Origin of the sequence: Pseudoxanthomonas sp. SE1 (genome assembly GCF_029542205.1) — a bacterium.
Lineage (GTDB): Bacteria > Pseudomonadota > Gammaproteobacteria > Xanthomonadales > Xanthomonadaceae > Pseudoxanthomonas_A.
On sequence record NZ_CP113783.1, the window covers coordinates 356,732 to 368,669 of the forward strand.

General features: G+C 55.9%; 9 protein-coding genes and 1 pseudogene. 4 read left to right on the plus strand and 6 right to left on the minus strand.

Translation table 11 applies throughout. From position 1 onward, the window contains the following. Positions 1-82: 82 nt before the first annotated feature. The 5 genes and pseudogenes from OY559_RS01670 to OY559_RS01690 form a co-directional block, all read right to left on the minus strand. A pseudogene (locus OY559_RS01670) lies at positions 83-565 on the minus strand (ATP-binding protein); the annotation flags it as partial. Between the two features lie 1,873 nt (positions 566-2,438). After that, complete coding sequence (locus OY559_RS01675; RefSeq protein WP_277728424.1) at positions 2,439-3,491, minus strand: hypothetical protein; 1,053 nt, start codon at positions 3,489-3,491, stop codon at positions 2,439-2,441. A 169-nt stretch (positions 3,492-3,660) separates the two neighbouring features. Next, a protein-coding gene (locus OY559_RS01680; RefSeq protein WP_277727764.1) for an IS3 family transposase occupies positions 3,661-4,748 on the minus strand; the annotation gives its coding sequence in 2 pieces (ribosomal slippage) (positions 3,661-4,496 and positions 4,496-4,748; 1,089 coding nt in all). A gap of 172 nt (positions 4,749-4,920) precedes the next feature. Next, a complete protein-coding gene (locus OY559_RS01685) occupies positions 4,921-5,640 on the minus strand; it encodes a S1 family peptidase (RefSeq protein ID WP_277728425.1) in 720 nt (239 codons plus the stop codon). 69 nt (positions 5,641-5,709) lie between these two features. Then, positions 5,710-6,561, minus strand: a complete 852-nt coding sequence (locus OY559_RS01690; protein ID WP_277728426.1) for a putative phage abortive infection protein — start codon at positions 6,559-6,561, stop codon at positions 5,710-5,712. A gap of 354 nt (positions 6,562-6,915) precedes the next feature. Between OY559_RS01690 and OY559_RS01695 the strand changes: the two genes are divergently transcribed. The 3 genes from OY559_RS01695 to OY559_RS01705 are packed head-to-tail and all read left to right on the plus strand — an operon-like array spanning position 6,916 to position 10,720. Further along, complete coding sequence (locus OY559_RS01695; RefSeq protein WP_277728427.1) at positions 6,916-8,181, plus strand: dsDNA nuclease domain-containing protein; 1,266 nt, start codon at positions 6,916-6,918, stop codon at positions 8,179-8,181. Then, entirely contained in the window at positions 8,181-8,726 is a 546-nt protein-coding gene (locus OY559_RS01700) for a hypothetical protein (RefSeq protein WP_277728428.1), read from the plus strand. Before OY559_RS01695 ends, OY559_RS01700 begins: the two co-directional genes overlap by 1 nt. Then, positions 8,723-10,720, plus strand: coding sequence for a DUF3732 domain-containing protein (locus OY559_RS01705; RefSeq protein ID WP_277728429.1), 1,998 nt, complete (start codon positions 8,723-8,725; stop codon positions 10,718-10,720). Before OY559_RS01700 ends, OY559_RS01705 begins: the two co-directional genes overlap by 4 nt. Before the next feature lie 359 nt (positions 10,721-11,079). Here the strand turns inward: OY559_RS01705 and OY559_RS01710 are convergent, their stop codons facing one another. Continuing rightward, positions 11,080-11,436 carry a hypothetical protein gene (locus OY559_RS01710; protein ID WP_277728430.1) on the minus strand — a complete coding sequence of 119 codons (357 nt, stop codon included), beginning with the start codon at positions 11,434-11,436 and terminating at the stop codon, positions 11,080-11,082. Positions 11,437-11,543: 107 nt separating this feature from the next. Here OY559_RS01710 and OY559_RS01715 point away from each other — a divergent pair, with 107 nt between their 5' ends. Beyond that, on the plus strand, positions 11,544-11,795 hold the full coding sequence (locus tag OY559_RS01715; RefSeq protein WP_277728431.1) for a type II toxin-antitoxin system RelB family anti-toxin: 252 nt from the start codon (positions 11,544-11,546) through the stop codon (positions 11,793-11,795). Positions 11,796-11,938: the final 143 nt, after the last annotated feature.

The window sequence follows — 11,938 nt, forward strand, 5'->3', positions numbered from 1 at the left end:
AAGGACAGCGGACAGGACGTCCGCCAGCCGTAGGTGTGACCCGAGTAGACCACACCGTTCCTTCGCCCGCCGTGGCCAGAGGTCATGCGGGGTTGCCGCGGTCCATGCCCCGGTAGCCCAGCGCTTCGGTCAGATGCGGGGTGGTGATGGCGTCGCTGCCCGCGAGATCGGCGATGGTGCGCGCGACCCGCAGGATCCGGTGCAGGCTGCGCGCGGACAGTTGCAGGCGCTCGACCGCGCGCTCCAGCAGCGCCTGGTCGCGTGCTGACAGGCGGCAATGCGCCATCGTCTCGGCCTGGCCCATCCGTGCATTCGGTTTGCCGCAGCGCCCATGCTGGCGGGTGCGCGCGGCGACCACGCGTGCCTGCATCACGGCGGTTCCCTCGCCGTCCGGCGCATCCGGGCGCAAGTCCTGCGGCGGCAGCCGGGGCACGTGCACATGCAGGTCGATGCGGTCCAGCAGCGGACCGGAAACGCGGCTGCGGTACCGCCGGACGAGATCGGGGCCGCAGCGGCACCGCCCGCTGGGATCGCCGGCCCACCCACAGGGGCAGGGATTCATCGCAAGGGTTGTCAAGGCAAGCAGGGCCGAAAATGTTCCTGACGAGAGGTGGGGAAACCCCGTTTCAGGAAAGGGCGAGAAGGACTCAGCACCCTATCCCGTTGCTAGGTGTAAACACCATGCTACAGAATGAACTGAGGCTGCACTCCCAAGTTGCAAAGGTGCGCCATGCGGGCCCAGAAGGGGGAGCAAGCAATGCCACAGTATTTGAGCAAAAGCAGCGTTCGTCTTCTCGAAGCAAGCATGGATAGTCTCGCTTTAGCTATCGTCGCTTTAGCGCTGCCCGTGCGGCATGAATCAAGGTCTAACGATGCAAAGCACGCCTCAGTAATCGGCATAGTTGGTACCGCTGCTGAGCAAGCGCTGGTTTCCATTCTGATTCAAGTGCATGGAGACGAAGCGGCATACGCTAGTGCATCCCTGTTCAAGTCCGCCTCTCAAGTTCTAGCTGAGGTAAAAGATCTACTTCGGCGTCCAGTTTCACGGGCTTCGTTTCTTGTAGCGGGCTTACCCGATAGTGAGAGTCATCGGGCTGAGCTTCTTGAGGCTACTAGGTGGTTCACAACACTGATGTCACTAAGGGCGGCAGGGCTACATGGTGGACGCGGCATCAGCTTGGACGTTGCCGTTTCCATGGTATCTCGTGTTCACGATTTCATGTGTTTGTTGGCTAAGTCCAACCGCATAAAGCCATACCTCGAAACGATGCCAGCCTTGCCGTCTCGCGCTCAGCAGACAGAAGTTCTACTTCAGGACCTAATCTCAAAGCTAAATGAAGCGCAGACTGTTCCTGAGCAAGCGCATTACCTTCGATCAATATTCCTCGTATTACCAGACGTACCCGAGGAGCAGCCCGACTGGGTGTCGGCACTCAATAAGGTGTCAGTAGTGCCTACCGCAGGGGACATCGCCTTACTAATGACTACTCTGCAGCAAGCTATACCCGCCCGACTGCGGCGTGTGGCAGGCGGTGGTGCCGCAATCGGGATAGCAATTCGTCCGCAAACGCCCGGGGCAATCCCAGTTGCGGCAGTTCATCTCAGGCGTGAATTCAATTCTCTGACAGACCAGTTCGCCCATGACTCGGCTTCCGCAAATGGGCGGCTAAACGATGGAACTCTCCATCTACCACCCGCTGACTTCTTGATGGAGATGTTCCAGCTGCCTGCGCCACAGCTACAAGAGCAACTCGGTTATCAGTTCTTAACGGGCCAGCAAGCTTGGCCCTTTATAGCTGCCGCGCTAGCCGACCCAAGGGCAACCCCCCGTCCATACTGGTTCTTGACCAGGCTGGTGCCGCGAGAACAACTCCTACATCTGGTCGGCTACCTCAATCGTGCATCTTCCGTAGCGGCCAGGCCTTCGTTTACAGAGAAACTTGCTGAAGCTATCTCTGGAATCGCTCACATTGCAAATGGCACATCCCCGCCTTCGAACTCACCGTGGGTGGTGGAGATCACAAGAGCCCTACTTGCCGCTCAGCAGGCCAGATCTGATCTAGCTGAGGTGGTTAGGAGAAATGTAGGAGGCCAGCGCGAGCTGCCAGAATCGCTAGGAAGTTGGATTGCTTCCTACTCTATTGGGCTGTCCGACGCGAGCGAGACTCGGCAGATTCTCGCCGACTACGCAGCACTAATTCCTGAGTCACGTAGATCGGCAACGCTGAGGTACTGGACGCGACTGCTCGCCGAAGCGTCGTATCAGCCGAATGACCGCGCATTCCTCACCCAAATTGCACGCGACCGTGCTGCAGCAGCGCCGTCAACGGCAGCGAGAAAGGCCTTAAGAGCGATAGATGCACATATGTACGGCCCTCCACTCGGGGTGGATCTGTAACTTCAGCATACATATCCCGTAGTCAGGTTGCGCTCTTATGTTACGGGACCTCAATTTCCCCAAGCCACTTCACGTTGCTTCTGGTGACGATGGGTGCCGCATACTGGGGAGCCAGCTGCTCAAATACGTGACCTACGCTCAGGCGCAGATTGCGCAAGTAGCCTCGGCAATGGGTCTCGTCCACGGCGGACAACAAGGCGGATGTCTGAGCGATCGGGTCAACTTCCTCATCGCGCTCATTCGCATGCATAAACGCATTCCGAAGGCTACGAACACGCTCCAGCGCGTCATATGTCGGCTGACCCTTCACAAGTGGAGCGAACATCTTGCCGGTCGCGTGAGCTAGCGCGACTCCAGCTTCATTGATCTTTTGCAGAGGGGGGCGCCTATCTCGGTAGTCTGGGTGAGCGCCGACATGTAGGAACACTAGTCGATTTCCCACTGCCTCGACGCATGCAGCCACGGCGACCACGCAATAGATGCCGTGTAGAAAGGCGGCTTCGACGTTCTTACAGACTACGGCAGCTTTCAGCTTGTCAAATTCGTGTAGCGCCTTTTCATAGTGCGCGAGGGCGAATGAAAGCTCTATTCGTGGTGCGCCACTAGCGTCGTGGACCAATCGTCCATAGCGCGATAGGGTGGGTGCAACATAGTCGAATGGCTTCTCAAAAGGCGCACGCTCCTTGTGGTGCGCCGTAGCGGCAGCTAGTACCTTCTCATTCTCCGCGAAAATCGCATCGAGAAGGTCTGTCAAAGCTCCAGTATTGCAGGGAGCTCCGCCAAGTCCATCAATGTATTCAACATGGAATCTGAGTGCCATGTCGGCTAGAGGATCGAAGTCAACAAATGAACAGCGCGGACGACTGTTCCGGTCAACAACGACTAGCTCGGCGAACCTCCGCTGATAGATGCCAATGCTGTCAACATGGATGTAGTGTGTCTGCAGCGCCGCAAATGGATGCATTCCGATGGCGAGAGGATCGTTGAAGTTCATGATCCAGTTCGCACGTGGATTGGCCCTTCCTTCCACAACGACCCTGGCGTCCGGCGACATACCGGCATCAATCCCGGGGCCAAGCAGCGCAGACATCATCCTCGTGCCCTCGTCTGGCTTAAGGTTCTGTACCAGGCGACCAGTTGAAAACACTGTGAACTCGCCTAGAGCATCGCAATACTCCAGAACTCTCGCAAAGTCTACAGCAAGGTAAGGAAAACTCCTGATCGGGTAATCCCCCCATTTTTAGCAGTCGCCAAAAGTGGAGCTATGCGGCCATCGCCAGCCTCATGGCTGGTGTGATGCCGCCGAGCGCCATGTTCGGGCGCTCATGGTTGTAAGTCCATAGCCAGCGCGTGGCCTTGTCCTGCACCTGCTCGATGGTGTCGAACAGGGTACGGGCCAGCCAGGCGTAGCGGACCGTGCGGTTGTAACGTTCAACGTAGGCGTTCTGCTGTGGCTTGCCCGGCTGGATGTGCTCGATCCGGATGCCGTTGCGTTCCGCCCACGCCAGCAGTGCCCCGCTGATGTATTCAGGTCCGTTATCGCAGCGAATGACACGCGGCTTGCCACGCCATTCGATGATCTGTTCCAACGATCGGATCACCCGGGCAGAGGGCAGCGACAAGTCCACCTCGATGGCCAGCCCCTCGCGATTGAAGTCGTCCAGGACGTTGAACAACCGGAAGCTGCGGCCATCGGCCAGCTGGTCGTGCATGAAGTCCATCGACCAGATCTGGTTGATCGACTCCGGCACGGCCAGCGCCTCGGGCCTCTCGCGCACAAGTCGCTTCCTTGGCTTGATCCGCAGATTCAATTCCAACTCCCGGTAGATGCGGTACACCCGCTTGTGGTTCCAGCCCAGGCCCTTCACGTTGCGCAGGTACAGGAAGCAAAGACCGAAGCCCCAGTCGCGATACGTCGTCGTCAATCGCACCAGCCAGTCCGCGATCCGGGCGTTCTCGTCCGAAGCCTTGGCCTGGTACCGGTAGCAGGTCTGACTCACCTCGAATGTCCGGCAGGCGTGCTGGATGTTCGTGCGTCCGCCTTCGACCGTTGTTCGGGCCATCTCCCGGCGTTGAGATGGCCTCACCATTTTTTTGACAGCGCCTCCTTCAGCAGGTCGGCGCTGAGCTGGGCGTCGGCGTACATCTTCTTCAGGCGCCGGTTCTCTTCCTCCAGCTCCTTCATCCGCGCGACCATGGACACCTCCATGCCGCCGAACTTGCTGCGCCACTTGTAGAACGTCGCCGAGCTGATGCCGTGCTCGCGGCACAGCTCAGGCACGGGCGTACCGCCTTCGGCCTGCTTGAGCACGGCAATGATCTGGCTGTCGGTGAATCGGGACTTCTTCATGGAACCTCCTCGGGAAAGCGTACGAGAAAATTCCACTTCTGGTGTCAGCTAATCCGCGGGGGGATTACCATCGGAACCCAGACGTCACGATAGCGTTGAAGCACATGAGCTACGGACGGTGGCACGGATTCCGGCAGAGCATCCTCGCCAATCGTTTGATATCGCTGAGCTCTCATACGAGCCCAACGAGTGGAGAGACAAGGATGACGGCCTCTTTGGCATGAAATTCCGACACCAGGCCGACCAGTCGGAAAGAAAGGGTCCTACGGGTATCGACCATTAGCTCCATGCATGGTCCGCCACTAATACCGTTCAACTTAGGTGAGTTGAAGCTACAGCCTTGAGCGTTCTTCAACTTCTTCCTGTCGTAGGAGAACGCCAGATAGCTGGTCAGCGCGCTCTTTGGCTTTGCAGACGACGCTGAACAGAATATGTTCAATCCATGTCGATCTGTCTTTCCGAACTTGAGCTTCAGCTGATTCTGCGATGCGGGGTAGCCAGATACAACATAGATCCCGGTACCCTGCCAGGCCGTCCAGCTCCTTCCTAGGTCGAAGTATCTAACAGAGTCGATCTCGGAACGCGCCAAGTAATCTTCGGTGAGCCTTGCGAAGGCTATGTCTCTACTAGCATCTCGCTTAAATCGAAGGGCTTTCACGTCGAGCGATCTGCCGAGAACGTTTGCAACACAGGCTTCGTATCGATCTATGTCGTCGACGACATGATCAGCAGTGATGAGGAAAAACTCACCTTGGTGCTTTGCTACGAACCCAGTGCCGAAGCCCTCTGCATCGACAAACGATCTGATTGAGTTTCCAAAAAAGGGTGCCAACGTGCCTGCCCATTCAATGGCCGCCGACTCAACGCGACCAACTAGTTCATTTGATGTCACAACAGCCCTTGTGCGGTCGGATAAGAATCTTCGCTGAAGCTCGTCATGTCCCAGGTCGAACTAAGAACTCTAGGCGCGCACTTCTTCTCGCGCTCTTCTCTTGATCTTCCTAAACTGCTTGCGGGGATATGGCATGACAAGCTGAGTCTTCGTGCGGGCTACATCGACGCCGTGTATACGCTTGTAGAGCTCACGGTGGGTGGTGCTTAGACTTCCATTCCGGATTCGAGTACTGATCATCCCTGACCGATGCATTAGTTCGCGGAACCGATCATTCTCCTCTGATACTAGACAGCAGTAGAAGATGTACTTTGCCTCTACGGACGTAATCTGACTAGCAATGATCTCCAAGTAGGGGGCTCGATCATCCTCAGTGTTAAGGTCGCGCTCTATAAGTTCTAGGAGATTCTGAAGTGTTCCAAGATATCTCGCTTGCCTTCGCAAGAGCTTCTGCACCTCGATGAAAAGCTGAACCTCATAGACCATTCGATCTTCTTCAGATTCGAGAAATCGATTGTACTTCTGCATCGTCGAGTTCAGCTTCTTGCAGATGAAGCTCAAAGCATGCACTCCCACGTACTGGACGTCCGTGGTCGATTCGACTATGCGAATGTCCTCCAAGTTGCGTCGATACAACTCCAGAAGTCGATAGAACGATCCCTCAAATCTTTGTGTTCGAAAGATCTCTCGAGACTCTGTAAGTTCTTGTCTTTGCAGGATGAGCGTTAGAATTACGCCTGCGAAAGCAAGTCCAGAGAATAGAGAAGTAACAATTCCGAAGCTGTCGCCAAACGTTCCGGCCTTCGCGATGGAAAATTCGGTCACGGGCCACGTCAAAATTAGTACGAGCCCCCCATAGGCAGCCACCGTGACGGTCACGCCAAGAATCACCACGATCGATGCTCTGCGCAAATTGACCACGTTCTATCCCCAGTAGGTCCGCTGATTGCTGGCAGCCTCAAGTCCGCCGCCTAGCCAACAAATCTGGGGTGGTAGGTCCCCATCGCATTGATCTTAGGGCGGCCTATTCGGGCCATCAAGCCGAAAGCATATGGGGGCGGGCATACCCGCATGCGGCCGATTGTAGTTGAGTCGACATCCACGTCGGTTCTGTGAGCGTCGCCACCGCGCGACTTATTGCCGGTGCTTGTCAAGACGTGGCTTTGGAGTTAAATAGGTATGCCTCCAGGGCGTAGGGTGAGGCGGGGATAGGGGGCGACTATCCTGAGACTGGGGATCGAATGGGATCCGTGCTGCCGGATGCAGCCATCCGGCATGATGCTGAGCGAGGCGATGTCGGTGAACATGAGTGTCACTCCATCACCCGAAGCCGTTCTCGCGGCTTCGGACCCAGGAGATGAGGTAGGGCGCCGATTCCGATTCCAGTACTTGTGGGCGGCAATCATCTGTTGCGCCATCCTGGACGAGACGCACGAGATCATAGAGGTGTTTTGCGAGCACCACGAAGATATTTTGATCAAGCACTCGGACGGGACATTCACCGGCGAACAAGTCAAAACGCGAGAAATAGATCAACCTCCTTGGAAGGCTGGCGATCAAGCTGTAGTCGCTTCGTTCGTTAGATTCGTCAAACTTGATGTCGATTATCCGCAGCGCTTCAGAGCGTTTCGATTCGCATCCAACCACGCGCTCTACTCTGCGAAGAATTCGCAGTGCGTGCGGCACATCCTTGCAGCTGTAAAGCAAGCGTCCAGCCCAGCGGATCTGTCCGCACCCGAGCGGAGATGGATTTCCCGATTGGCCAAGCTGGCGAAAGTCAGTGAAGCTGGTGTTTTGAGCACGCTGAGGAAGTGCTCGGCTACAGACGAGTTGCCCAAGCTGCAGGACGCCACGATGCGGCTAGTACACGCGTTGAGCTCATCTTGGGAGAAGTCATCAGAGCATACCCATGCGCGCGTCCTGAAGGCCGCGATACGACTTGCTGACGAGTGCGGCCGTGCGTCATCACTACATCATGAGCAGGTGCTGCCCGCATATCTCCAGGCCATTAATGATCTAAAGCAAGAAATCATAGTTCGGGTTGAGGGGAAGAGACTCTCGATAGCCCGGATCTTGGAAGTTCTTGAGGAAGGGCTTGTGTCGACAGCCATCCTCTCTGGTGAGCCAGCAAAGCAGGTTCCGCCAGGTCAAGGTAGCTCTGAGCTTCTGTATAGGAAGCTCGATGCTGGCGGCTTCTCCTCAGTCTCGCTCAATTCCGCAGTGAATCTTCGTGACAAGGCAGACTACCTTGCTTTGAGCTGGACGAAGAAGCATGGAAGGGAAGTCGGTCTGGAGCGTTATGACCATGTCCGTTCCCTTGCGTTGAGCGAAGCTGCCCGCGCATTTGAGGACACCACTACGCCAGAGGATGACTTTGGGCCAGCAATGCGAGAAAACCTACGTCAGCGAATAAGTGCGAGGCGAGCCGGAGGTGAGCAACTATTCGACTGCTCAGACGACCACCTTGAAGGGGTCGCGTACTCGCTCACTGCTGAGTGCCAGGTGCAATGGAGCAACGCTAGGCCATGGGAGGAGGAATAATGGACATTGTCAAAGCCATTGCCGACCTCGACGAGTATTCTGAGCTTCATGAGGCGCGCATTCTCCTGCTGCTGAACGCGTTCGACACGGCTGAACAGGGCGCGATTGAAGGGCTGACGAAGCTTGCGAAGTTAGATTTCTTGTTGCGCTACCCAGTCATGCTCGATCGGGCACTCGCAACCAAGGGAAAGACGACTCGCGAGGTCCTGCTTGAAGATCACGAGCGGCAAAGCGTCGAGTCTGAGATGGTGAGATACAGGTTCGGGCCATGGGACCATAGGTATCGAGAAATCCTCAATGTGCTAGTAGCGAAAGGACTTGCCAAAGTTTCAGTAGAGGGGCGAAAAGTGGTCATCTTCCTTACTCCGCGCGGTCGCGATGTTGCGGGAAGACTGGCGAGTGAACCTGAATTCGAGCAGTACTCGCGGCGCGCAGGGCTACTTAAGAGGAACTTCAATCTGACCGCTACGAATCTCATGAAGTTCATCTACCAGACGTTTCCCGAGGTTATATCGCTCCGCACGAATGAGGCTATTCCCACGTGAGGCTCAAGCTAGAAAAACTCCAGATCACTTTCAGGAAGTCAGTCGAGGAGCTGCGCTTCTCCCGCTCGGTGACGTTTCTATATGGTCCAGTTGGAACGGGAAAGTCGACAGTTGCGCGACTTGTCGACTATTGTCTTGGGGGTGATCTTGAGCGTACGCCAGCCGTCCGGCAAGAGTTCGTTGCTGTGCAGTTGAACCTTAGAATTGGGCAGTACAGTTGTACCTTGGAGCGATCTGCGACAGATACCCAAAGCGTAAGGGTATCGTGGTCAAGAGAACAGCTGAAAGACGTCGGAGATGATTCGGGCGATCGTCGTGATGACGAAGCGGCTACTGAGGAGTTGATAGAGACAGAGTCGGTCAATGCTCCACTGGATGCAACTGACGAGCCGATCTTTGGCGAGGATGTCTACAACCTTAGTGATCTCCTTTTCCATCTATCGGGCGTCCGCCCGATCAAAGTTCGACAGCGTGTGCGTGATCCAGATTCGCCCATGATTCGGCTTAGCTTTAGAGATATCTGGTGGTACTGCTATCTAGAGCAGACCCACCTCGACTCATCATTCTTCAAGCTTGAAGAGCCTTTCAAAGGGCGAAAGAGCCAGGATGCAATGCGCTTCTTTACGGGCCTGCACTCTGAGCGCTTAAGTCAACTTGAGGCGGATCTGTATCGGGGGATTGACGAACAGAAGGGTAAGCGCGAGGCGGCAAATCAGATCAAGATATTCATGAGTCGCTTCGAACTCGGCACGGAACTCGACGTCGGAAGTAGGATAGAGGCAGCTCGTCGTGACTTAGAGACCGCTAATTCGCAGCGGCGAGAGATCGAGCGTGATCGTGAGGTCATACTGCATCCTACAGATCAGCTGCGAACGCGTTTACGCGAACTGAGCTCCGAAGTTGCAGCGCTAGAGTCATCGATTGAAGATACTGCTTCTGCAATATCTCAGCAGCGCGCACTCAAGGCGGAACTCATTACTGCGAAAGTCAAAGCTAGTCGTGCCGAACAGGCCGCGGTGGTTCTTTCGGGAGTGAGCTACGAGCGATGCCCGCAGTGCTCGTCTGATATCTCTGCGCGACCGCATGTCGTCGGCGCATGCAGTTTGTGCTGCTCTAATCTCAGGAAAACTGAGCACGTCCCTAGCCTTGAGCTCGAGTCTATGCGGAGGGAGCTTAACGATAGGATTGATCTTATTGGGGATTCGATTCAAAGAAGGGAAAGAGCTTTGGAAAAAGGCCAGCGATTGCTGGAACGACTTCGCGTTGAGAAGTCAAAGGCGGACAGCTTGCTGCAAGACGAGCTGGCAAGGTACGACTCCGCGTTCATCGAGAAGATAAGGTCGATAGATCGCCATCAGGCAACGCTTGTTGAGCGCATAAAGTCTTTGGAAAAGCTTCGTGAGATGCCAAAGGCGATTGCTGAACTTGAGGATCAAGCTGCTGAGCTCCAGGCGAAGATTGAGAGAATTCGCGAAGCAGTTGATCTAGAAGTCGGTCGCTTGAAGAGGGCTGACGGAAACGTGGCTGCCATAGCAGACCGATTCAGGACGATATTGATCGCCGTCGGTTTTCCGGGCGTTTCAGCAGACGACACGGTGGAGCTAGACCCTCGCACTTGGAAACCCACCATCCACCATCGGGGGCAAGAGTGGACGTTCTGGGATGCGGGGAGCGGCGGTAAGAAGACGCTATTCAATGTCTGTTACGCACTTGCCGTCCACGAAGTTGCACTTGAGCGAAACCTGCCAGTGCCGAATCTATTGGTGATCGACAGCCCGACGAAGAACATAAGTGATGACGAGAACCCTGAACTTGTCGAGTCGCTCTACCATCAGATCTATCGACTGGCATCGATGAGGGAGGGGGAGATCCAGTTCTTGTTGATCGACTCTGACCTCGTCATGCCCCAAGATGGGGCTTTGGACTTTAGGCATGAACATTTGGCCGGGGAGACGGAAGCGCCCAGCCTCATTCCCTACTACACCGGACCGTAGCGTTCGGTTGCTGGCCGCCTAGTCAGCGGTCACGCCCAGCACTTGGAGTTGGGCGTTATCGGTCTTCATACGATTCACACTCGCGATCAACTCAGATATCCGATCTGGGCGGGGACTGTAAGCAAGCAAACATGCCTTAATGGCAGCATCGTCGCGCCAAGAGAGCTCATTACGCTCGTCCCAGAGCAAGGACGATCTTCGCTTCAGATCACCGATCAGTAGAAGATCGGGTTCAGCTCCGTGGCGAGCATCAGCAAGCTGAGCACTAAGCTCCGAGATCCGGATGCCAATGCAATGGCAAGCCAGCTCGTAGAGGATATAGCCACTGTCATTCATTGCTCACCCAGTCTATTTCAGCCCTATCGCCTAGTCTTCGGCTTGGCAGCCCACCTTCGCTTGGCTAACGGTGCGTACTCATTAATGAAAGCGTGCATCTGGCCACGGAAATTCATAGCTTCTGCCGGAATAGCAACATCCAGCTCCTTGGAAAGTGCAAGGGCGAAGGAGGCTTGCGCTGCGGTGGGCTTCTTGATGTCCCAATCCAAAACTTCCGAAATGCCGCTTTCCATCTCTTGCGCCAATCGCTCGGCAAAGGTAGCTATCTGACGGCGGTCTTGGAGCCGGGTGAGTTGGAGGACGATCGCGCTTTGCACATCCTCTGACAGAGGCAGTTCGATAGCCATCTCAAGCGATGGCGCGACTAAGTAGAACGTCATGGGAGGACCCGAGGCAGCGGACTCTCGTGATCCTATCGTCATTCCACATGATTTTCATGTAATCGGTATCCCTGCCATAGATTTCAGGTCGCTCCAAAGGCGCGACCATGGCTGCCAAGACGATCTACTCTACCTCGCACCGCAAGCTCGTCTCGCGTTTGCGTGCCCTTCGCGAAGACGCAGGCCTTTCCCAGACCGACCTGGCCAAAGCCCTGGGATGGCCGCAGCAGCGCTTATCGGCTGTAGAGGCTGGCGCGCGTCGACTCGACGTCATCGAGTTCTTGAGCCTTACTGACGCGCTAGGACTGACGCCCGAAGAAGCCATTCTCCTGGCTGTCCCGCGGCGACGCGGCTCCTAAGCATCGAACCATCGCCCCACAAAGCGGTGCTTCCGATGGGAGTCGGCGAACCTCGATGATCTCGAGAAAGAGCTCTAGCTCTGCAGTCCGCCACCTCGCGGCGCAGTTAATCTTCCAACCGCTTTAGGGTTCATGGCACTGAG